Source organism: Streptomyces sp. NPDC019224 (assembly GCF_040632605.1).
GTDB lineage: Bacteria > Actinomycetota > Actinomycetes > Streptomycetales > Streptomycetaceae > Streptomyces.
In genome coordinates, this window is the sequence record NZ_JBEYCF010000053.1 from 1 (window position 1) to 22,840 (window position 22,840).

A 22,840-nucleotide genomic window follows, 5' to 3' on the forward strand; every position below is an offset into this window, starting at 1 on the left:
GTCATCGGCCACTCCCAGGGCGAAATAGCCGCCGCATACATCGCCGGAGCCCTCACCCTCGACGACGCCGCCAAGGTGGTGGCACTCCGCTCCCATGCCATCCTCCAGCTCGCCGGCACCGGCGGCATGGCCTCCCTCCCGCTCGGCCGTCACGACGCGCAAGCCCTCCTCGCCGACCTCTCCGATCTGCACATCGCCGCCCACAACGGACCCGCCACCACGGTCGTCGCGGGCAATGCCGAGGCGCTCAAAACCCTCGTCGAGGAGCTGAACGACCGGGACATCCGCGCCCGCACCATCCCCGTCGACTACGCCTCCCACACCCCCCACGTCCACCCCCTCGAAGAGACCCTGCACACCCTCCTCAACGGCATCACCCCACAGCCCACCACCACCGCCTTCTACTCGACGCTCACCGACTCCTTCCTGGACACCACCGAGCTGGACGGCGACTACTGGTACCGGAACCTGAGCAACCCGGTCCTCTTCGAACCGGCCGTGCGCGCCCTCCTCGACGCCGGCCACTCCGTGTTCGTGGAGGTCAGCCCGCACCCCGTCCTGACGACCGCACTCCAGGACACCGCCGACACCACGGACACCACCGCCCTCGTCACCGGCACACTCCGCCGCGACGAAGGCACCCTCACCCGCTTCCACCACTCCCTCGCCCACCTCCACACCCACGGCATCCCCGTCGACTGGAATCCCGCTCTCCCCGCGGGCGCCGGCCGCGCCACCGATCTGCCGACGTATCCGTTCCAGCGCAAGCGCTACTGGCTGGAGGGGCCCGCCGCGCACAGCGACGCGGGAAGCCTCGGTGTGGACGCGGCCGACCATCCCTTCCTCGCGGCGTCAACCACGCTCGCCCAGGGCGACGCCCTCCTGCTCACGGGGCGGATCTCGCTGCGCACCCACCCCTGGCTCGCCGACCACGCCGTGAACGGGACTCCGCTGCTCCCGGCCACCGCCCATCTCGAACTGGCGCTGCAGGCGGGCAGGGAGGCGGGTTCCGGCGCGGTGGACGAACTGACGCTGGAGGCCCCGCTGTTCGTGCCCGAGCGGGGCGGAGTCCGCGTGCAGGTATCCGTGGAGGCACCGGACGAGGAGGGCCGCCGGCAGCTCGCCGTGCACTCCCGGCCCGATGTCCCGGTGGACGACGTCCTGGGCAGGGGGCCGGGGTGGACCCGTCATGCCACGGGCGTCCTCGCCCCGGCGGACGCCGTACCGCCGCACGACGGGACGGACGACGAAGCCTGGCCGCCTGCGGGCGCCACCCCGCTGGACACCGGCGACCTGTATGGCGAACTCGCCGCGCTGGGTTACGAGTACGGTCCCGCGTTCCAGAATCTGACCGCCGCCTGGCGTGCGGGGGACACCGTGCACGGCGAGGTGTCCCTCGCACCGGAGCTGCACGCGGAGGCGGCCCGGTTCGTCCTGCATCCGGCGCTCCTGGACTCGGCGCTGCACACGCTGGGGCTCGGTGACTTCCTCGGCGAGGGCATCCGGTTGCCGTTCTCCTGGTCGGGGGCCGTGCTGCGGGCCACCGGGGCCACGGCCCTGCGGGTCACCGTCTCCCCCGGCGACGGGGGCCGGGACACCGTCCGGGTCTCGGTCGCCGACCCCACGGGCGCACCCGTGGTGAGCGTGGACAGCCTCACCCTGCGCCCCGTCTCACCCGGTCGGTTGCCCGCCGCGCCGGGGTCCTCGGCCGCCGACTCGCTGTACGGCCTGGAGTGGACGGAACTCGACGCGCCACCGGTGCCGGCGGACCGGGCGGCGTTCGACGTGCTGGACGCCACCGCACCATTCGAGGGTGCGGCGCCCGGCGCGGCGGGGGCGGCCGTGGAGTGGCTGCTCGGCCGGCTCCGGGACCATCTGGGTGACGAGGGCGGGCCGGACAGCCCTCTCGTCGTGCTCACTCGCCGTGCCGTGGCCGCGCTCCCCGGTGACCCGGTCGATCTCGGCGCCGCCCCGCTCTGGGGGCTGGTGCGGTCGGCCGCCACCGAGAACCCGGGCCGGGTGGTGCTGGTGGACCACGACGGGGAACGGTCCTCGCTGGACGCGCTGGCCTCGGCCGTCGCGAGCGGGGAGCCGCAGTTCGCGCTGCGGGACGGCCGGGTGCTGGTGCCGAGGCTGCGCCGGACGGAACCCGCTCCCGTGACGGTGGTACCGCCCGAGGGGGTGGCCGGGTGGCGGCTGGAGACGCCCGGCGGGTCGCCGGACGACCTGCGAGCCACCGCGCATCCGGCCGCCGAGGCCCCGCTGTCCGAGGGCCAGGTACGGATCGAGGTGCGGGCCGCCGGGCTCAACTTCCGCGATGTGCTGACCTCCCTCGGGATGGTCCCGGAAGCCACTCCGCTCGGCACGGAGGCGGCCGGACTCGTCGTGGAGACCGGGCCGGGGGTCACCGGTCTGGCGGCCGGGGACCGGGTCTTCGGGCTGGTGCCGGGGGCGGTGGGGCCGCTGGCCGTCGCGGACCGGCGGCTGATCGCCCGTATCCCGGAGGGCTGGTCGTACGCGCGAGCGGCCGGTGTGCCCGCGGTGTTCACGACGGCCTACTACGGGCTGGTCGAACTGGCCGGGCTGCGCCGGGGCGAGCGGGTGCTGATCCACTCCGGGGCCGGCGGGGTCGGCATGGCGGCGCTCCAGGTGGCCCGGCACATCGGGGCCGAGGTGTTCGCCACGGCGAGCCCGGCGAAATGGGGTGCGCTGCGGGCCCTCGGCCTCGACGCGGACCACATCGCCTCCTCCCGTACGACCGGTTTCGAGCAGCACGTCCTGGATGTGACAGGACGTGCGGACGCGACGGCCGCGCCCGGGGTCGACGTGGTGCTGAACTCGCTGACCGGGGAGTTCATCGACGCGTCGCTGCGGCTGCTGTCCCCGGGCGGGCGGTTCGTCGAGATGGGCATCGCGGACCTGCGGGATCCGGCGGAGATCGCGGAACAGCGGCCGGGCGTCGCTTACCGGCCGTTCGAGCTGCTGGACATGGACCCGGACCGGGTCGCGGACACGCTGGCGCGGGTGCTCGGCCTCTTCGAGCGGGGTGAACTGGCGCCGCTTCCGGTCACCAGCTGGGACGTGAGCCGCGCCCCCGACGCGTTCCGCCACTTCGGGCAGGCCCGCCAGGTGGGCAAGGTCGTCCTGACCCTGCCGCCGCGCGAGGCACCGGACGGGACGGTCCTGATCACCGGCGGCACCGGCACGCTCGGCGCCGCGTTGGCCCGTCATCTGGTGACCGCGCACGGCGTGCGCCACCTGCTGCTCACCGGCCGTCGCGGCCCCGACGCGCCGAGGACGGTCGAGCTGGCCGACGAGCTGACCGGTCTGGGGGCACAGGTGCGAATCGCCGCATGCGACGCCGCGGACCGGGAGGCGCTCGCCGGGCTGCTGGAGTCCGTGCCGTCCGCCCATCCGCTCACGGGCGTGGTGCACGCGGCGGGGGTCCTGGACGACGGAGTGCTGGCCTCGCTGACCCCGGAGAAGGTGCGGGCGGTACTGCGGCCCAAGGCGGACGCGGCCTGGAATCTGCACGAGCTGACCCAGGGGGTCGACCTGTCGTTCTTCGTGCTGTTTTCCTCCGCGTCCGGTCTGCTCGGCGGGGCCGGGCAGGGCAACTACGCGGCCGCCAACGTCTTCCTGGACGCTCTGGCCGGTCACCGGCGGGAGCGCGGGCTGCCCGCGGTGTCCCTGGCCTGGGGCATGTGGGAGGCGGCCAGCGGGATGACCGGGCATCTGGGCGGCGCGGACCGGGCCAGGATCACGCGGGGCGGGCTCGTCCCGATGTCGGTGCCCGAGGGCATGGCGTTGTTCGACGCCGCCCTGGCCGACGGCCGGCCGCTGCTCGTACCGGCGCCCCTGGACGGTCCCGGGCTGCGGTCGCTGGCCGAGGCCGGGCCCGGGACCGGCGGGGTGCCGGCCGTGCTGCGGTCGCTGGTGCGGGCGCCTGCTGTGCGCCGGGCGGCGAGCGCGGTGCGGACGACGGCCGCATCGGCGGCGGACCGGCTGGCCGCGCTGAGCGGGCCCGAGCGGACACAGGCGCTGCTCGCGCTGGTACGGGAGCAGGTGGCGGCTGTGCTCGGTCATCTGACGGCCGACGAGATCACCGCCGACCGGGCGTTCAAGGAGATCGGGTTCGACTCGCTGACGGCGGTCGAACTGCGCAACCGGATCTCGGCGGCGACCGGGCTGCGGCTGCCGACCACCACGGTGTTCGACTTCCCGACGCCCACCGCCCTGGCCGAGCGGCTGGCCGTGCTCCTGGCCCCGGACGAGCGGACGGGCGCCGAGGAGCTGGAACGGCTGCTGGAGTCCGTCACAGTCGGCGGCGAGGGCTTCGACGCGCTGCGGGAACGGCTGCGGGCCGCGCTCTGGCTCTGGGACGAGCAGGCGTCGAAGCCGGAGGCCGGCGAGGCACCGGACGACGATCTGGAGACGGCCACCGACGAGGAGCTGTTCCGCGCGCTCGACGAGGAGCTGGGCGCGTCCTGACCGGTCATTTCCGCGTACGAGAGGGCAAGGGCGATGAGTAACGAGGACAGGCTCCGCGACTATCTGAAGCGGACCACGGCCGACCTCCGGCAGGCCCGGCGCAGGATCAAGGAGCTGGAGGACAAGGAGCACGAGCCGATCGCGATCGTGTCGATGGGGTGCCGTTTCCCGGGCGGTGTCGATTCACCGGAGGCGCTGTGGCGGCTGGTGACGGAGGAGACGGACGCGGTGTCCGGCCTGCCGGAGGACCGGGGCTGGGATCTGGAGGGGCTGTACGACCCCGATCCGGACCGGCCTGGAACCGCGTACACGCGTGAGGGCGGATTCCTGGAGGGCGCGGGCGAGTTCGACGCGCCGTTCTTCGGGATGGGCCCTCGGGAGGCCGTCGCGACCGACCCGCAGCACCGGCAGCTCCTGGAGGTGGCCTGGGAGACGCTGGAGCGTGCCGGGATCGCCCCGGACTCCCTGCGCGGGAGCCGTACGGGCGTCTTCGCGGGGGTGGTGTCGCAGGCGTACGTGCCGCCGCCGGAGCGGGTGCCCGAGGGGTTCGAGGGGCATCTGATGACGGGCAACGCGACGAGTGTCGCGTCCGGGCGGATCGCCTACCACCTGGGTCTTGAGGGCCCCGCCGTCACCCTGGACACGGCGTGCTCCTCGTCGCTGGTGGCGATGCATCTGGCGACCCAGTCGCTGCGGCGCGGCGAGAGCGATCTCGCCCTGGCCGGCGGGGTGACGGTGATGGCCACGCCGGTGCTGCTGGTCGAGTTCAGCCGGCAGCGGGGGCTCGCGCCCGACGCCCGCTGCAAGGCGTTCGACGCGGCAGCCGACGGCACCGGCTTCGCCGAGGGCGTGGGCCTGGTGCTGCTGGAGCGGCTCTCCGACGCGCGCCGCAACGGCCGCCGCGTCCTCGCCGTGCTGCGGGGCTCGGCGGTCAACCAGGACGGGGCGAGCAACGGCCTCACCGCGCCCAACGGCCCCACCCAGGTCCGGGTCATCCAGCAGGCCCTGGCCTCGGCCCGGCTGGCCCCGCAGCAGGTGGACGCGGTGGAGGCGCACGGCACCGGCACCCGGCTCGGCGACCCGATCGAGGCGCAGGCCCTGCTGGCGGCGTACGGGCAGGGGCGCCCCGAGGGCGAGCCGCTGCTCCTGGGCTCGCTCAAGTCGAACATCGGCCACACCCAGGCGGCGGCCGGGGTGGCCGGGGTCATCAAGATGGTGCAGGCGATGCGGTACGGGGTGCTGCCGCGCACCCTGCACGTGACGGAGCCGACCCCGCACGTCGACTGGGCGTCAGGTGCCGTGGAACTGCTCACCGAGTCCGTGGCCTGGCCCGACCGGGGCCGGCCGCGCCGGGCGGGCGTCTCCTCCTTCGGCATCAGCGGCACCAACGCGCACGTCGTCCTGGAACAGGCGGAAGAGGCGGCGAGCGACGCCGGTCCGGAGGCGCTGCTGCCTGAGCCGCCCGCACCCTGGACGCTGTCGGCCCGTACGGAGTCCGCGCTGCGGGCCCAGGCCGGCCGGCTGCACGCGCGCCTCGTCGCGGACCCCGCGCTGTCGGGCCACGACGTGGGCCGGACGCTGGCCCTGGGCCGTTCGGCGTTCCGGCACCGCGCGGTGGTCCTGCCGGGCGACCGTGCGGCGCAGTTGGCCGCGCTCGCCGCACTGGCGTCGGGCGGCAGACCGGCGGGGGTGGTGCGCGGTGAAGCGGCCGGACCGCCTTCCACCGCCTACCTGTTCACCGGGCAGGGCAGCCAGCGTCCGCGCATGGGCGCCGAGTTGTACGAGGGACGGCCCGTGTTCGCCAAGGCCCTGGACGAGGTGTGCGAGGCGTTCGAGCCGCTGCTGCCGCGTCCGCTGAAGAGCCTGATGTTCGCGGACGAGGGCACTGCGGAGGCGGCGCTGCTGGAACGCACGGAGTACGCGCAGCCGGCGCTGTTCGCCGTGGAGACCGCCCTGTTCCGGCTCCTGGAGCAGTCGCTTCCGGCGCCGGGGCAGGTCGCCGGGCACTCGATCGGAGGGCTGGCCGCCGTGCACGCCGCGGGGGTGCTGTCGCTGGAGGACGCCGCCGCCCTCGTAGCCGCGCGCGGACGGCTGATGCAGCGGATGCCGGACGGGGGCGCGATGGTGGCGTGCGAGGCATCCGAGGACGAGGTGCGCGAGGCGCTGGCCGGGTACGCGCGCCGCGTCGCGGTGGCGGCGGTCAACGGACCGCGTTCGACGGTGGTTTCGGGCGACGCGGACGCGGTGGCGGAGATCGCCGAGGCGTTCCGGGCGCGGGGGCGCAGGACGCGCGCGCTGCGGGTGAGCCACGCGTTCCACTCACCCCATATGGACGGGGCGCTCGACGAGGTGCGCGCGGTGGCGGCGGGTCTGCGGTTCCGCGAGCCGCTGATCCCGGTCGTCTCCGATCTCACCGGGCGCCGTGCGGGCCTCGACGAGCTGCGGGAGCCGGACTACTGGGCGCGTCAGCTGCGTTCGCCGGTGCGGTTCGGCGACGCGGTGGCCGCGCTCGCCGAAGCGGGTGCGCAGGCGTTCGTGGAGGTGGGGCCCGACGCCGTGCTCACTCCGCTGGTGGCGGCGTGCCTGCCGGGGTCCACGCCGTTGGCGGTGCCCTCGCAGGTGCGGGGGCGGGCCGGTGAGGAGACGTTCGCGGGGGCGCTCTCGGCGCTGCACGCGGCGGGGGCCGGGGTGCGGTGGGAAAGCTGGTACGCGGAGACCTCCGCGCCTCCGGCGGAGCTGCCGACGTATCCGTTCGAGCACACGCCCCACTGGTGGCCGGTCCCGGTGGGCCGGACGCCCGAGGCGCGGCCCGCGCCGGAGGCCGGACCGGTGCCGGTGGCGGAGGCGGGCGGTTCGCTGCTGGATCTCGTACGGCTGCACGCGGCGGATGTGCTCGGTCACGCGTCACCGGAGTCGATCGCAGCCGAGGACAACTTCGTGGACATCGGGTTCTCGTCGTTCACCGCGCTGGAGGTCCGCAACCGGCTCTGCGAGGCGACCGGTCTGGTGCTGCCGCCGGTGCTGCTCTTCGACCACCCGACGCCGTCGGCGGTGGCCGGATTCATCCGGGCCGAGCTGGCCGCCGCGTAGCGGAGGGTGCGAAGCGAGGAGCCGGGGCCCTGCGGACAGGGCCCCGGCTCCTCGTACGGGTGAGGTGTACGGGTGGATCACCAGGTGACGGGGAGGCGGAACACCCCCTGGACGGAGCCGCCCGGCTTGACGCCCAGGGCTTCGAGGGGTTCGGTCAGCCGCAACGTCGGGATGCGGACGGCGAGTTCATGGAGGGCGATTTCCAGTTCGGCGCGGGCGAGGTTCTGGCCGATGCACTGGTGGACGCCGTAGCCGAAGGCGAGGTGGTGGCGGGTGCCGCGGCGGACGTCGAGGGTGTCGGGGTCGGTGAAGACCTGCGGGGAGCGGTTGGCCGCCGCGTTCGGGAGGTAGACGCCGTCGCCCTCCTTCACCACGACCCCGCCGATCTCGATGTCGGCCGCCGCCACCCGCTGGAGCTCGTCGGCGACCGAGAGGAAGCGCAGCAGCTCCTCGACCGCCCCGGAGGCCACGTCCGGGTCGTCGCGCACCTCAGCGAGCTGGTCGGGGTGTTCGAGCAGGGTGAGCACGCTCAGGCCGATCATGTTGGCGGTCGTCTCGTGGCCGGCGACCAGCAGGAACATCGCGATGGAAGCCAGTTCGAGGCGCCCCAGCTCACCGGTGGCCAGCCGGTCGGCGATCAGCTCGTCGAGCAGCCCCTCCCCCGGGTTCGCCTCCTTGGCCGTGATGAGTTCGTCGAAGTAGGCGACCAAGGCGGCGCTGGCGTCGGACGCCTCCTGCGCCGTGCTCGTCGCCTGCACCATCCGGCTCGTCTGCTGCTCGAAGAAGTCGTGGTCGGAGTACGGCACGCCGAGGAGTTCGCAGATCACGGTGGACGGGACCGGCAGCGCGAACGCCGGCACCAGGTCCGCGGTGGTCCTTCCGCCGGCGAGCAGGGCGTCGATCTTCTCGCCGACGATGCGGCGGATCGCGGGGCGCAGCGAGTTGACGCGCTTCACGGTGAAGCTGGGGATCAGCATGCGCCGCTGGATGTCGTGCTCCGGCGGGTCCATCCCCACCAGGGCGGTCAGTTTGGCGGCCGCCATGCGCGGGACGAGCACCGGGAAGTCGGGGCGGGTGCGGTCGGAGGAGAGCCGGGGGTCCACGAGCAGCCGGCGAGTTTCCTCGTAGCCGGTGACGACCCAGGCCACGCGGCCGTCGTACAGGCGGACCCGGGCGAGCGGCCCCTCCTTGCGCAGCTCCGCGTACCCGGCGGGCGGGTGGTAGGGGCAGCCGCGCGTCATGGGGAACTGCGGCAGCCCCACGGTCTCGGTGGTCACGGTGTCGATGCTCATGCGGCCCCCAGGCGCTCGGTCCACAGCCGGCTCTCCGGTGTGAACCGGCATTGTCGGGAGGGCCGGTTAAGAGGTTCTAAAGCCGTCCGGGCGCGACCTCGTCCTCCTCGGCCCAGCAGGCGGCGAGCAGCAGGGCGATGTCGTCGCGGCGGCGGCGACCCCGTGGCCCTGGACGTCGCCGATGACGAGGGCGAGCCGGCCATGGGTCTCGATCACGTCGTACCAGTGGCCGCCGACGTCCATGCCCTGGGTGCCGGCGAGGTAGCGGCCCTGGGGGTCGATGCCGCGGACGGCGGGGAGGCGGTGCGGCAGCAGGGCGTCCTGGAGGCCGCGGGCCAGGGCGGCCTCGGTGTCGTAGCGCTGGGCCCGCTGGAGTGCCTGGGCGATGAGGCCGGCCAGGGCGGTGAGGACCGTGCGCTCCTCCGGGCTGAAGCCGCGTGGCTGGTCGAAGCCGAGGATGCAGGAGCCGACGAGCCGCCCGGAGGCGATCAGCGGCAGGAAGGCGCGGGCGCCGATGTCCGCGTCGATGGGGATGCCGGGGTAGGCGGCGGCCAGGCGCTGCATGGACTCGAAGAAGATGGGGCGCCCGGTGGTGAGGGTCTCGACGCCAGGGATGCGGGCGTCCAGGCCGACGGCGTCGAACCGGTCGAGGAAGCCCTGTGGGAAGCCGGTCTCCCACTCCAGGTAGAGGTGGCCCTCCTTGAGCAGGTAGATCGCCAGCTGCCGGCCGCCGAGAGCGGGCAGCAGTTCCTCGGTGACCACGCGGGAGACCTGGCGGGCGGTGACGGCCTCGGTGAGCGCGATGGCGAGGGCGACCGGGCGGTAGAGGGCGGCGGACCGGTCGGCCGGGGAGCCGAGCCCCAGGCCGGGTGAGACGACGGAGTCCGGGGCGTAGGCGGGCTCGTCGGTGGGGGGTGAGGACGGCGGTCAGCCCTGCGTGGCCGGGGTACAGGGAGACGGAGAGCCAGGGGGCGGATCCCGGCGGGCGAGGAAGCGGACCGGGGCGTCGGAGATCATCGCGGCCCGGTAGTGGTCCTCGTACGCGGGGTTCGCGAACCAGGGCAGCGCCTCCCAGAAGACGCGGCCGACCAGTTCGGCGCGGGACCGGCCGAGCATCTCCTCGGCCGGCGGGTTGACGTGGGTGATCCGGCCGAAGCGGTCGAGGGAGAAGATGCCGTGCGGCAGCCGGTCCGCGGCCTCCGCGACGACCGGGCCGATGCCCAGGTCCACCAGGAAGCCGGTGAGGTGCCCGCCGGGGCCGGCGTCGTCGTGCCGGCGCCCGGAGACCTCCAGCAGGTGGGAGCGGCCGTCCGGGCCGCGCAGCCGCATCCGGCGTACGACGGGGCCGTGGGAGTCCGCGGCCTGCCGGGCCAGGGCCCACAGGCCGTACACGTCCTCCGGTGCGAGCCTGGCCGCCAGGGCCCCGATGGTGCCGGGGAGGACGCCGGTGCCGGTGCCGAGGATCGCGTCGAGGTCCGCGTCGGTCTCGACGGCGCCGGTGCCGAGGTTCCAGTCGAAGCGGCCGATGCGCACCGGCGGCGAGGTCTCGGCGGGCAGCTGGACGGGCAGCGGTTCCGCGTCCCACTCCGGCCGGGTGCCAAAGTCCGCCAGGGCGGCCAGTTGCGCGCCGAGGCTCCGGGCGATGCGCTGGAGCCGTTCCCGGTCGGCGGAGGGCACCGGCTCGTCCCCGGTCGCGGCGCGCAGGACGACGAGGACGCCGACCGGCACGTGGCCGCGCAGGACCGGCACGTACAGGGAGCCGAAGGGGAACGGCAGGCCCGCCATGAGCTGCGGGAAGCGGCGCATGGCGTCCTCGGCGTCGGCGAGGTAGACGGGCTGCCGGTACGGAAGGCCTCGGCGATCGGGAACGGCCTGTTCACGTGCATCCGCCACCAGGGCCGGAACAGCGGTCCGGGGAGCCCGGCGAGGACGGCCAGGCGCAGCAGGCCGGGGGCGCTGGAGGGCAGGTAGACGCCGCCGGCCCGGCCGCCGACGGCGTCGATGGCGCTCACGACGGACTGGGCGAGCACCAGCGACAGCTCGTCCGGCGCCCGGGTGTCGTCCGGTCTCCCGGGTGGGCCGTCGTCCGAACCGTGCGGCAGCGGCCCGGCCGCTCCGTGCCAGGTCACACAGCCAGGATGCGCCCACCGGGCCGGTACCCGCACCTCGGAGCAGACCGGGCACGCGCGATCGGGGGCCCGGCACGGCGGAGCGGTGGGCGCCACGGGTGTGGCGGCCACCGCTCCCTCACGGTTCGTGCAGGCTCCTACCGGCCCTCGTCGGGCGGGCGGCGGTCGCCGAGCTGGTCGTTGATCTTCTGCTGGGCCGAGTCGACCTGGCCGCCGTACTTGCCGCCGGTCTTCTTGTCGACGAAGTCGCCCCCCTTGTCGACACCCTGCCGGGCCTGGTCCGGATGCCCCTTGATCATGCCCTTGATCTTGTCGAGCATGCTCATGACTGACCTCCTAGAGACGCTGACCGTTCCAGCATCCACGCCCTGCCCGCCCGACGCATTCCGGCGTGTGGCCCTGCGCGCCGGACACCATGCGCCCCCGGCACACGCGAAGGGGCGGGAGAAGCGCATCCGCTTCTCCCGCCCCTTCTCACGATTCCGCTCTCACGACTCGGCCCCGAGCACCGGGGCCGGTGGGATCAGTAGGCGCTGAACACGTTGTCCATGGAGCCGTACGTGGCGGCGGCGTAGTTGCACGCGGCCGTGATGTTGGCGACCGGGTCGTAGATGTCCATCGACGTCCCGGGCACGTGGTACGCGTCGAAGGTGGGCTGGATCACCTGGAGCAGGCCCTTGGAGGGCGTGCCGGCGACGGCGTTGGAATCCCAGTTGTTGATGGCGAACGGGTTGCCCGAGGACTCGCGCATGACGTTGCGGTAGATGCCGTCGTAGCTGCCGGGGATACCGTGCTCGGCCATGACGGCCAGGGATTCCTTGATCCAGCCGTCGAGGTCGTCGGTGTACGTGACGGCCGTCGGGGTCTCGGCGGGGGCGGCGGTCTTCGCGGCGAGGGGGACGACCCTGAACTCGGAGCGGTCGGCGCGGTCGGCGCTCTCGGTCCGGGCGGCGGTGTCGGCGTTGTTCTCGGCGGTCTCCGCCTTGAATGCGCTCTTCTCCGCGGCCTTCGGTGCGACGGCCTCGGACTTGGCGCCGATGGTGAGCTTCAGACCCGGGTGAATGACGTTGGGGTTGCTGCCGACAACGCTGCGGTTGTCCTTGTACAGACGCTCCCAGCCACCACTGAGGGAATGCCCCTGGGCGATCTTGTAAAGCGAATCGCCGGCGACCACGGAATACGTGGTGGAGGCGGCGCCGCGCACGGCGGCTCCCTTGCCTGCGACGGAAGTCGAGGCTGCGGCCTTTTCGGCGACGACGGCCTTGACGGGGGCGGCGGAGGCCGATCCGGCAGTGATCAGGGGGAGCGCGAGAACGGCTCCACCCGCGCTCGCGGCGATGAAACCGCGGGTCAGGGACGCGGACTTGACACGATGGTGCTTACCCATGATGGGCATGGCGCATTTCCTCTCCGTCGCCTGCGAGGTGAGCTGTCGGGTTCGGACTGGAGATGTCCGGCCGCACATGGCGACTTCACCCCTAGCCGCTCCGGATTCCGGACCGGCGGCAAACCTGGGTCCCCCGCTCCTGCCGTACGTGAGTGGTCGGGTTCCCGGACGGCGGCAGGATTCGGCGTTCCATCCGGATTGATGACGGGACCGTAAGCGAGAAACGACGGCCGGAACAAGCCCGGAATTGCTGATCACAATTGTTTTGCAAGATCAATCAAAGAAAACCCTCATGATCGACTGCGCCGGGGGAAGTCAAATTACTTGGCACGTCTGGGAAACGAGGGATCGGAATGCGCGTCAGAAACGGCAAACGTGAGACTGCCCACTGCGACCGAAACGCTAGCATTTGTCCGTTTCGCCAGCTTCGAGGGGCGCCAAACGGGCCCAGATCTCACCATGTCGGCCTTTTGTCCACATTCGGACAATCGGGACAGCGCGCGGCGCGAAGCCGGCGCGGTCGGCCACCTTCCGGGTTCGCCCCCTTGCGTGATCGACATATGGTTAGCCTAACCTAAGTGCAACCGAGTGGATCGCGGTGGCGACTGGGCACCCCCTGCCCTGAAACGCCGTCAATCGCTCGGTGCCACCGCCCTGTCCGCCGCACCGGAACGTCTCGACCCACCCACCCCTCATCGGCAACTGGAGAGACCCAGACCATGGCGCCGCATTCCACTCCTGATCCCGGCCGTCCCGTCCGCCCCGACGACCGGGAACTCACCGGCCGCCTGGCCCTCGTGACGGGAGCCGGACGCGGCATCGGCGAGGCGGTCGTACGCCTCCTCGTCGCCCGCGGCTGCCGGGTCCTGGCGACCGATGTGGACCGGGAAGGCGTGGAGGCCCTCGCCCGGGAGTACGGCGGAAGCGTCGTCGCGCGGACGCTGGACGTGAGGGACGCGGCGGCCGTCGAAGCCCTCGTGGTCGAGGCCGAGGAGACGCTCGGCCCCCTCGGCATCGCGGTCAACGTCGCCGGGATACTGCGGTGTTCGCCCGTCGCCGAGCTGACCGACGAGGACTGGGCGGCCACGTTCGCCGTCAACACCGACGGGGTGTTCCACGTCTCGCGCGCCGTCTCCCGCAGGATGGCCGGGCGCGGTGCGGGCAGCATCGTCACCGTCGCGTCCAACGCCGCCGGCATCCCCCGTACGACGATGGCGGCGTACGCCGCGTCCAAGGCGGCCGCCGTCATGTTCACCAAGTGCCTCGGCCTGGAGCTGGCGCCCCTGGGCGTCCGGTGCAACACGGTCTCGCCGGGGTCCACCCTCACCGACATGCAGCGCGGGATGTGGCCGGCCGGTGAGGCGCGGGACGACGGACCCGCCGCGCAGCGCGTCATAGCCGGGGACCTGGCGAGCTACCGCACGGGCATACCCCTGGGCAGGATCGCCGAGCCGTCCGACATCGCCGAGGCCGTCGCCTTCCTGGTGTCCGACCGGGCCCGCCACATCACCCTGCACGACCTGTACGTCGACGGCGGCGCCACCCTGCGCGCCTGACCCGGTCCGCACGGCGCCCCCGACGCGGCTCACAGCCCTCCCCCACTGGAGACAACCACGATGTCCACCTCACTGCGCGAACCCCCCGGCCCGTCGCCCGAGGCCAAGGCCGCCGAGACCGGCGCCGAGTTCCGTACGTTCCTCAACGCCGTGGGAGCAGCCCTGTGAGCACCGCCCCGTACGAAGACGCCCCGACCTGGCCCGCCGAGTTCGCCGCCCGCTACCGGGCCGCCGGGCACTGGCGCGGCGAGACGTTCACGAGCATGCTGCGCGAACGGGCCGAGGCCCACGGCGACCGGGTCGCGATCGTCGACCCGGCCCCCGAGCGCCGCGCCTGGACGTACCGCGAACTCGACGAGCGCGCGGCCCGGCTGGCGGCCGGATTCCGGGCGCGCGGGATCGCCAAGGGCGACCGGGTCGTCGTCCAGCTGCCCAACATCGCCGAGTTCGCCGAGGTCGTGTTCGCCCTCTTCCGCATCGGCGCGCTGCCCGTCTACGCGCTGCCCGCCCACCGGGAGACGGAGATCGGCTACTTCTGCTCCTTCGCGGAGGCCGTCGCCTATGTGATCCCGGACCGGCACGCCGGATTCGACCACCGGGAGCTGGCCGGCGCCGTCAAGGAGCGGACGCCCACCCTGAAGCACGTGTTCGTCGTGGGCGACCCGGGCGGGCACACCGCCCTGTCCGACGTGCCGTGCGAGGAGACGGGCGAGCCCGACGACGGGCCCGAGCCGCACGATCTGGCCTTCCTCCAGCTGTCCGGCGGCACCACCGGGGTGCCCAAGCTCATCCCCCGCACGCACGACGACTACATCTACTCGCTGCGCGGCTCCAACGAGATCTGCGGCGTCGACGCGGACACCCGTTTCCTGGTGGTCCTGCCCGCGGCGCACAACTTCCCGATGAGCTCGCCCGGCTGGCTCGGCACGCTGTACGCGGGCGGCACGGTCGTCCTGTGCCCGCGTCCGGACCCCGCCACGGCCTTCCCGGTCATCGAGCGGGAGCGCGTCACCATGACCGGCATGGTGCCGCCGCTCGCCCTGGTGTGGACCGACGCGGCCGCCGCGGCGGAGCAGGACCTGTCGAGCCTGGAGCTGGTCCTGGTCGGCGGCGCCAAGTACAGCGAGACCGCGGCCCGGCGGCTGGAGCCCGCGCTCGGCTGCCGGCTGATGCAGGTCTTCGGCATGGCCGAGGGTCTGGTCAACTACACCCGGCTCGACGACGACCAGGAGACCGTGGTCACCACCCAGGGCCGGCCGATCTCCGAGGACGACGAGATCCGCATCGTGGACGATGCCGGACTCGACGTTCCGGAAGGGCACTTCGGGCATCTGCTGACCCGTGGCCCGTACACGATCCGCGGTTACTGGCGCGCCCCCGAACACAACGGAACGGCGTTCACCGAGGACGGCTTCTACCGTACGGGCGACATCGTGCGCCGTACCCCGAGCGGCCACCTCGTCGTCGAGGGCCGGGCGAAGGACCAGATCAACCGGGGCGGCGAGAAGGTCGCGCCGGAGGAGATCGAGAACATCATCCTCGCCCACCCGTCCGTGCACGACGTCTCGGTGGTCGGTGTGGCCGACCCGTATCTCGGTGAACGCACTCTGGCATACGTGATTCTGCGCGAGGGCGCCGAACCGCTCGGGGCGCTCGCCGTGAAGCGGCATGTGCGCGAGCGCGGAATCGCCGCGTACAAGGTGCCCGATCTCGTCGAGTTCGTCGACGTCTTCCCGCAGACGGGGATCGGCAAGGTCAGCAAGAAGGGCCTGCGCACCGAATCCGCCACGGCGGCCCCCGCCGCCCCGTCGGCCCCCGTCGAACAGCACTGAATCCACCCCGAGCGGCACGAAAGGCTCCCCATGGCACTCCCCGCCATCGCCCCCTACCCCCTGCCCGGCGCGGACGAGCTCCCGGCGAACCGGGTCGGCTGGACCGTCGACCCGGCGCGCGCCGTGCTGCTCGTCCACGACCTGCAGAACCACTTCCTGCGCGCGTACCGCCCCGGGGAGGAGCCGCTGACCGGCATGCTCGCGAACACCGCCCGCGTCATCGGGGCGGCCCGCCGCGCCGGAATCCCGGTGGTGCACTCGGCTCAGCGCGGTGGCCAGAGCGCCGAGGAGCGCGGCCTCCAGCTCGACTTCTGGGGGCCGGGGGTGGCGGACGACCCGGAGGCCCTGGCGGCGCCGGAGGCGGTGGCGCCCGCCCCGGATGACACGGTCCTCACCAAGTGGAAGTACAGCGCGTTCGTCCGCACCGAGCTGGAATCCCTCATCCGCGACGACGGCCGCGACCAGTTGGTGATCACCGGCGTGTACGCGCACATCGGCGTGCTGATGAGCGCCGCCGACGCGTGGATGCGCGACATCCGGGCGTTCGTGGTGGCCGACGCCGTCGCGGACTTCTCGCGGGAGGAGCACGACATGGCCCTGCGCTGGGCGGCGGGCCGCTGCGCGGTCGTGACGACGACGGACGCGCTGCTGAAGGAGATCTGAGCCCGGGGCGCTCACGCCCGGAGGCGGCCTGCGGGCCGCCCTCCCCGAGATCGCCCGGGTCCTCGGCATCGACCCGGCCCGCCAGGAGACCGAGCCGGACCTCACGCCCATGCCGCTCACTCCGGGCCGGGCCGTCGGCTTCGGGTTCTTCATCGCGCACGACTTCACGGCCGTCGTCGAGGCCGAGCTCGACCGGGAGGCGCTGCGGACGTCCCCGGTGCGCATCGCGCCCGCCGGCGGGGCCACCACGGCACCGGACGTCTTCGTCGGGCAGTGCGCGCGCCGGCTGGCGGGGCGGGCGCTCGTCGCGTTCCCCGGCGGGCACAACGGCAGCACCACCCACCCCCCCGGGCGTACGCCGCGCGGCTGCGCGGCGTACGCGCGTGGACAGGCGCTCCCGAGTGCGCCGGGCAAAGAGAAATCCCCGGTCCGTAATTGCGGACCGGGGATTTCGCCAGGTATATTGAGCGGTTCTGTGCGCCCACAGAAAAGGCCCCTCAAAGGGGGCCGACAAGAATCACCTTAGCCGCCAGGGAGCGATTTTGTCAACTCGGGAAAGCGCCGAATTGCAGAAGGAGCAGGAATTCATCGACCGGCTCTACGACCGCGTCGACGTGCTGCGCGGTGATGCCGCTCGGCACGTCCGGGACGCCCTGACGCCGGTCGGCACCGGCCAGCAGGCGCGGCTCGAACGCGATGTGCTGGTCGCCGAGCGCTCGGGTCTGCTCGCCGCCCTGAACGCGGTCGACGGCTCGCTGTGTTTCGGCCGCATCGATCTCTCGGACGGCGCCGCGCACCATATCGGCCGTATCGGAATCCGCGAGGACGACGCCGAGCACACGCCTTTGCTGATCGACTGGCGCGCCCCGGTCGCCCGCCCCTTCTATCTCGCCACCAACCACACCCCGATGGGTCTGCGCAGGCGCCGCCACATCACCACCGAGGGCCGGGCGGTCACCGAGCTGCACGACGAGATCCTCGACATCGAGGACCGGGAGCGCACCGGCTTCGAGGACCCGAGCGGGGACTCCGTCCTGCTCGCCGCCGTGAACTCCGCGCGCACCGGGCGCATGGCCGACATCGTGCGGACCATCCAGGCGGAGCAGGACCGCATCATCCGCGCGCCGCACCGCGGTGTCCTCGTCGTCGAGGGCGGCCCCGGCACCGGAAAGACGGCGGTCGCCCTGCACCGGGCGGCGTTCCTGCTGTACGAGCAGCGGGAGCTGCTGGCCAAGCGGGCGGTCCTGATCGTGGGCCCGAACCCGGCCTTCCTCAGCTACATCGGCGAGGTGCTGCCGGCGCTCGGCGAGACCGGTGTCCTGCTCGCCACGCAGGCCGAGCTCTTCCCCGGCGTCCACGCGCGCTCCACGGACACGCCCCGGGCCGCCGCGGTGAAGGGCGGCGCGGCCATGGCCGAGGCCCTGGAGCTCGCCGTGCGCGACCGGCAGCTGCTGCCCGAGCCCGGCGCCCCGCTGATCGTCCCGCACGACGACGGCGACCTGATCCTGGACTGGGAGATCGCCTACGAGGCCCGGCAGGCGGCCCGCGACACCCGGCTCCCCCACAACCTGGCCCGGCCGCACTTCGCGTTCCGGATCATCGACGCCCTGACCGCGCAGCTCACCGAGCGGATCGGCGCCGACCCGTACGGCGGTCCCAATTTCCTGGGCCCGGACGACATCGCCCAGCTCGGCAAGGCCGTCGCCGTCAGCAAGGAGGTCCACGCGGCCATCGACGAGCTGTGGCCGCACCTCACACCGGAGGGCTTCCTCGCGGACTACCTGGCCGAGCCGGTCCATCTGCCGGAGGCGGACGCGGAGGCCGTCCGGCGGGCGCCCGGCGAGGACGCGTGGACGCCGGCCGACGTCCCGCTGCTGGACGAGGCGGCCGAACTGCTCGGTGCGGACGACAGCGCCGAGCGGGCCGCCGCCGAGGCGGAGCGCCAGGAGCGGATCGCGTACGCGCAGGGCGTGCTCGAGCTGTCCAGGGGCTCGGAGTCCTTCGAGTTCGAGGACGAGGAGTCGGAGCTGCTCGCCGCGCACGACATCATCGACGCGGAGCGGATGGCGGAACGGCAGGAGGAGGCCGATCACCGCAGCGCGGCCGAGCGGGCCGCCGCCGACCGGACGTGGGCGTTCGGGCACATCATCGTGGACGAGGCGCAGGAGCTGTCGCCGATGGCGTGGCGGCTGCTGATGCGCCGGTCGCCGACCCGGTCGATGACCCTGGTGGGCGACCCGGCCCAGACCTCGGAGGAGGCCGGGGTCGGGTCGTGGCAGGAGATCCTGGAGCCGTACGTGGGCGACCGGTACGAGCATGTGCGGCTCGGGGTCAACTACCGTACGCCCGCCGAGGTGATGGAGGTCGCGGCGAAGGTCCTGCGGGCCGAGGACCCGTCGTTCGAGCCGCCGGGCTCGGTGCGCTCCACGGGCGAGGTGCCGTGGGTCCGGGACGCCGGGGCCGATCTGGCGGGCGCGGTGGCGCGGGCGGTCGCCGAGCTGACGCCCGCCGAGGGGCGCCTCGCGGTGATCGCGCCGCGCGAGCTGCACGAGGAGATCGCCGCCCCGCTGGACGGCGTCACGCCCGGTGTCGAGCCGGATCTGACCCGCACGGTGGTGCTGCTCGGCCCCCGGCAGGCCAAGGGCCTCGAGTTCGACCACGTGCTGGTCGTGGAGCCCGGCCGGTTCGGGACCAGCGACCTGTACGTGGCGCTGACCCGCGCCACGCAGCGGCTGGGCATCGTGCACCGGGAGGCGCTTCCGGCGTCCCTGCGCTGACGGGTGCCTCGGGTCGACCCGGGGCACGGTCCGGGCTGTTGCACGGAAGCAGCCCGGCCGGACGGACGGATTCCGGGAGCCTTGACACCTCGGACCGGGTTGACACCCCGGACCGGGAAGGAAACCGCCTGGCAAAACCCGCACAGCGGTACGGGCCGGCCCCCACGTGGGGGCCGGCCCGTACGGCGTTCTCAGACCAGGTCGAACCGGTCCAGGTTCATGACCTTGTCCCAGGCGGCGACGAAGTCGCGGACGAACTTCTCCTTGGCGTCGTCGCTCGCGTAGACCTCGGCGACGGCGCGCAGTTCGGAGTTCGAGCCGAAGACCAGGTCGGCACGGGTGCCGGTCCAGCGGACCTCACCGGTGACGGCGTCGCGGCCCTCGAAGGCGCTCTGGTCGTCGGCCGTGGACTTCCACGTCGTGCCCATGTCGAGCAGGTTGACGAAGAAGTCGTTGGTCAGCGTGCCCGGCGCGTCGGTGAACACCCCGTGCGAGGTCTGCTGGTGGTTGGCGCCCAGGACGCGCAGCCCGCCGACGAGGACCGTCATCTCCGGCGCGCTCAGGTTGAGCAGGTTCGCCCGGTCGAGCAGCAGGTACTCGGCGGGCAGCCGGTTGCCCTTGCCAAGGTAGTTGCGGAAGCCGTCCGCGACCGGCTCCAGCTCGACGAAGGACTCCACGTCGGTCTGCTCCTGCGAGGCGTCGACCCGGCCCGGGGCGAACGGGACCTCGATGTCCGTGCCGGCGTCCTTGGCCGCCTTCTCGACGCCGGCGGCGCCCGCGAGGACGATCAGGTCGGCGAGGGAGACCTGCTTGCCGCCCTGCTGCGCGGCGTTGAAGGACTCCTGGACGGACTGGAGGGTACGCAGGACGCCCGCGAGGCGGTCCGGGTCGTTGACCTCCCAGCCGTTCTGCGGTTCGAGGCGGATGCGCGCGCCGTTGGCACCGCCGCGCTTGTCGCTGCCCCGGAAGGACGAGGCGGAGGCCCAGGCGGTGGAGACCAGCTCGGACACGGACAGGCCGGAGGCGAGGACCTTCTCCTTGAGCGCCGCGATGTCGGCGGCGTCGATCAGCTCGTGGGTGCGCTCGGGCAGCGGGTCCTGCCAGAGCAGGGTCTCCCGCGGGACCTCGGGGCCGAGGTAGCGGACGACCGGGCCCATGTCGCGGTGGGTCAGCTTGTACCAGGCGCGGGCGAAGGCGTCGGCGAACTCCTGCGGGTTCTCGTGGAAGCGCCGCGAGATCTGCTCGTACGCCGGGTCGAAGCGCAGCGACAGGTCGGTGGTGAGCATGGTCGGGGCGTGGCTCTTCGACGGGTCGTGCGCGTCGGGCACGGTGCCCGCGCCGGCCCCGTCCTTCGGCCGCCACTGGTGGGCGCCTGCGGGGCTCTCGAACAGCTCCCACTCGTAGCCGAAGAGGATGTTGAAGAAGCTGTTGTCCCAGGTGGTGGGGGTGTCCGTCCAGATGCCTTCGAGGCCGCTGGTGATGGTGTCGCCGCCCTTGCCGGTGCCGTACGAGCTCTCCCAGCCGAGGCCCTGGCGCTCCATCGGGGCCGCCTCGGGGTCGGGGCCGACGTGGTCGGCGGGGCCGGCGCCGTGCGTCTTGCCGAAGGTGTGGCCGCCGGCGATCAGGGCGACGGTCTCCTCGTCGTTCATCGCCATGCGGCGGAATGTCTCACGGATGTCGCGGGCCGCGGCGATCGGGTCCGGGTTGCCGTTGGGGCCCTCCGGGTTGACGTAGATGAGGCCCATCTGCACCGCGCCGAGAGGGTTCTCCAGCTCGCGGTCGCCGGTGTAGCGCTCGTCGCCGAGCCAGGTGGTCTCGGGGCCCCAGTACACGTCCTCGTCGGGCTCCCAGGCGTCCACGCGGCCGCCGCCGAAGCCGAAGGTCTTGAAGCCCATCGTCTCCAGCGCGACGTTCCCGGTGAGGACGAGGAGGTCGGCCCAGGAGATGTTCTTGCCGTACTTCTTCTTGACCGGCCACAGCAGGCGCCGCGCCTTGTCGAGGCTCGCGTTGTCCGGCCAGCTGTTGAGCGGGGCGAAGCGCTGCTGGCCGGAGCCGGCGCCACCGCGTCCGTCGCTGATGCGGTAGGTGCCGGCACTGTGCCAGGCCATCCGGATCATGAAGGGGCCGTAGTTGCCGAAGTCGGCGGGCCACCAGTCCTGCGAGGTCGTCAGCACCTCGGCGATGTCCCGCTTGACGGCGGGCAGGTCCAGGGCGTTGAAGGCCTCGGCGTAGTCGAAGTCCTCGCCGAGCGGGTTGGCCACGGCGGGGTTCTTGGCGAGAATCCGCACGTTGAGCCGCTCCGGCCACCACTGGCGGTTCCCGCCGCCCTGGGTGGGGTGCGGCGCGCGACCGTGCGCGACGGGGCAGCCGCCGGCCTCCTCCGACTTGGGGTCGGTGACGATCGCGTCGTGGTTCTCAGTCATGGAATTCCTTCCGGACGGGGCGGATCTCGGTGCTCTGAGAATGTGGCGGGTGAAACGGCCTGACCGGTTTCGCCCCCGGGGGCGTCCTGCCCTGGCTTCAGCCGGAACCGATCCTACGATGGACCTAGTCCAAGTCAATACGAACACGCGATGGAATGGATCAACGTCCGCCGTACCTTGCCCACCGGCTGCACCCCGCCTCGTACGAGCAGGCCGTGCAGGCGACCGACGTGCCGGCGCACACGAGCCGGAGCGCGGAGAAGTGCGACGGGAAGTGGCTGGTACGGGACCTGCCCACGCGCAGGGGACCGGCCTGCGCCGGGGACCCGTGCCCGGCCCACTCGTCGCGACTGGAGGACCGCTGGTTCCCCCGGGCCGGGAAGACGGGCTGGGGACCGGTCGCCCGCACGAAGGCCGGCGGCTGCCGGAACGTCCACAGCGTCGAGCCCGCGTTCCCGGAGGCACTGTGCGCGACGCCGGAACCGCTGTCGCGGCGTCAAGGGTGTCCCGTCATCCCCGGCGGGACAGCCCTTGGCCGTCGCTCCGGCGGTGGACGCCGACCACGTAGCCGCCGCCGTCGTACGGAGCGGCGTCCCAGGTGGCGAAGCGGTCGACGGGGACGAGCCCCGCGGCGGCGCAGTGGTCGTCGTACTCGGCGAGCGTGAGGCCGGGCGGTACGGGGAGATGGGCCTCGTCCAGGCCGAAGCCGGCGACCAGCAGACCGCCCGGGCGCAGGGCTCCCGCGAGGCGCCCGACGACGGTGGCCTCGGTGCCCGGGGCGAGCAGCGCCATGACGTTGCCCGCGGCGACGACGAGGTCGAAGCCGGGCTCGATACCGAGCGCGGCCGGGTCGAAAGCGGCCAGGTCGGCCCGGAACCAGGGCAGTGCGGGCGCCTGCTTCCGCGCCACGGCAAGCATCGAGGCGTCGACGTCCACCCCGGTGCAGTCGTACCCGAGCTCCGCGAGCCGGATCGCGACCCGGCCGGTGCCGCAGCCGGCGTCGAGCACGCGGGCTCCGGCGGGCACCAGGGCGGCGCAGAACCGCGCCTCGCCGTGCACGTCCTCGCCGCCGCGGGCGAGGGCCGCGAAGCGGGCGGCGTAGTCCTCCCCGGACGTCTCTCCGGTCAGCTCGGTCCAGCGGTTCATGCGGCCCACTGTAGACGGGGCGGGGCCTCCACCCCTGCGGTGGTTCACTTTCCC

General features: G+C 73.1%; 11 protein-coding genes, 1 pseudogene and 1 riboswitch. Of the genes and pseudogenes, 6 read left to right on the forward strand and 6 right to left on the reverse strand.

The window, feature by feature from the left end; genetic code table 11:
- Positions 1–4,491: SDR family NAD(P)-dependent oxidoreductase (locus ABZ564_RS26855; protein ID WP_360861329.1), on the forward strand; the 4,491-nt coding region annotated here is incomplete at its 5' end.
- 33 nt (positions 4,492–4,524) lie between these two features.
- The gene (locus ABZ564_RS26860) at positions 4,525–7,581 is read left to right on the forward strand and encodes a beta-ketoacyl synthase N-terminal-like domain-containing protein (protein ID WP_360861331.1); all 3,057 of its coding nucleotides are present in this window, start codon (positions 4,525–4,527) and stop codon (positions 7,579–7,581) included.
- 77 nt (positions 7,582–7,658) lie between these two features.
- Here the strand turns inward: ABZ564_RS26860 and ABZ564_RS26865 are convergent, their stop codons facing one another.
- The 4 genes and pseudogenes from ABZ564_RS26865 to ABZ564_RS26880 form a co-directional block, all read right to left on the reverse strand.
- Positions 7,659–8,873 carry a cytochrome P450 gene (locus ABZ564_RS26865; RefSeq protein WP_360861333.1) on the reverse strand — a complete coding sequence of 405 codons (1,215 nt, stop codon included), beginning with the start codon at positions 8,871–8,873 and terminating at the stop codon, positions 7,659–7,661.
- Positions 8,874–9,014: 141 nt separating this feature from the next.
- Positions 9,015–10,975: pseudogene (locus tag ABZ564_RS26870) on the reverse strand (GAF domain-containing protein); the annotation flags it as partial.
- Positions 10,976–11,139: 164 nt separating this feature from the next.
- Positions 11,140–11,328, reverse strand: a complete 189-nt coding sequence (locus ABZ564_RS26875) for an antitoxin (protein ID WP_360861335.1) — start codon at positions 11,326–11,328, stop codon at positions 11,140–11,142.
- A 197-nt stretch (positions 11,329–11,525) separates the two neighbouring features.
- Positions 11,526–12,398, reverse strand: coding sequence for a transglycosylase SLT domain-containing protein (locus tag ABZ564_RS26880; protein WP_360861337.1), 873 nt, complete (start codon positions 12,396–12,398; stop codon positions 11,526–11,528).
- Positions 12,399–12,403: 5 nt separating this feature from the next.
- Positions 12,404–12,586, reverse strand: a riboswitch (cyclic di-AMP (ydaO/yuaA leader).
- 522 nt (positions 12,587–13,108) lie between these two features.
- Here ABZ564_RS26880 and ABZ564_RS26885 point away from each other — a divergent pair.
- From ABZ564_RS26885 to ABZ564_RS26900, 4 genes are all read left to right on the forward strand, one after another.
- Entirely contained in the window at positions 13,109–13,945 is an 837-nt protein-coding gene (locus ABZ564_RS26885; RefSeq protein ID WP_360861339.1) for a 2,3-dihydro-2,3-dihydroxybenzoate dehydrogenase, read from the forward strand.
- Positions 13,946–14,109: 164 nt separating this feature from the next.
- Complete coding sequence (locus tag ABZ564_RS26890) at positions 14,110–15,777, forward strand: (2,3-dihydroxybenzoyl)adenylate synthase (RefSeq protein ID WP_360861341.1); 1,668 nt, start codon at positions 14,110–14,112, stop codon at positions 15,775–15,777.
- Between the two features lie 30 nt (positions 15,778–15,807).
- Positions 15,808–16,440: an isochorismatase family protein gene (locus tag ABZ564_RS26895; RefSeq protein ID WP_360861343.1), complete on the forward strand. Its 633-nt coding sequence runs from the start codon at positions 15,808–15,810 to the stop codon at positions 16,438–16,440.
- Between the two features lie 566 nt (positions 16,441–17,006).
- Complete coding sequence (locus tag ABZ564_RS26900; RefSeq protein WP_360861393.1) at positions 17,007–19,217, forward strand: helicase; 2,211 nt, start codon at positions 17,007–17,009, stop codon at positions 19,215–19,217.
- Positions 19,218–19,408: 191 nt separating this feature from the next.
- On the opposite strand, the gene katG is transcribed toward ABZ564_RS26900, so the two are convergent.
- Both katG and ABZ564_RS26910 read right to left on the reverse strand, forming a co-directional pair.
- A complete protein-coding gene (katG, locus tag ABZ564_RS26905; protein WP_360861344.1) occupies positions 19,409–21,640 on the reverse strand; it encodes a catalase/peroxidase HPI in 2,232 nt (743 codons plus the stop codon).
- Positions 21,641–22,150: 510 nt separating this feature from the next.
- The gene (locus ABZ564_RS26910) at positions 22,151–22,786 is read right to left on the reverse strand and encodes a class I SAM-dependent methyltransferase (RefSeq protein WP_360861346.1); all 636 of its coding nucleotides are present in this window, start codon (positions 22,784–22,786) and stop codon (positions 22,151–22,153) included.
- Positions 22,787–22,840: the final 54 nt, after the last annotated feature.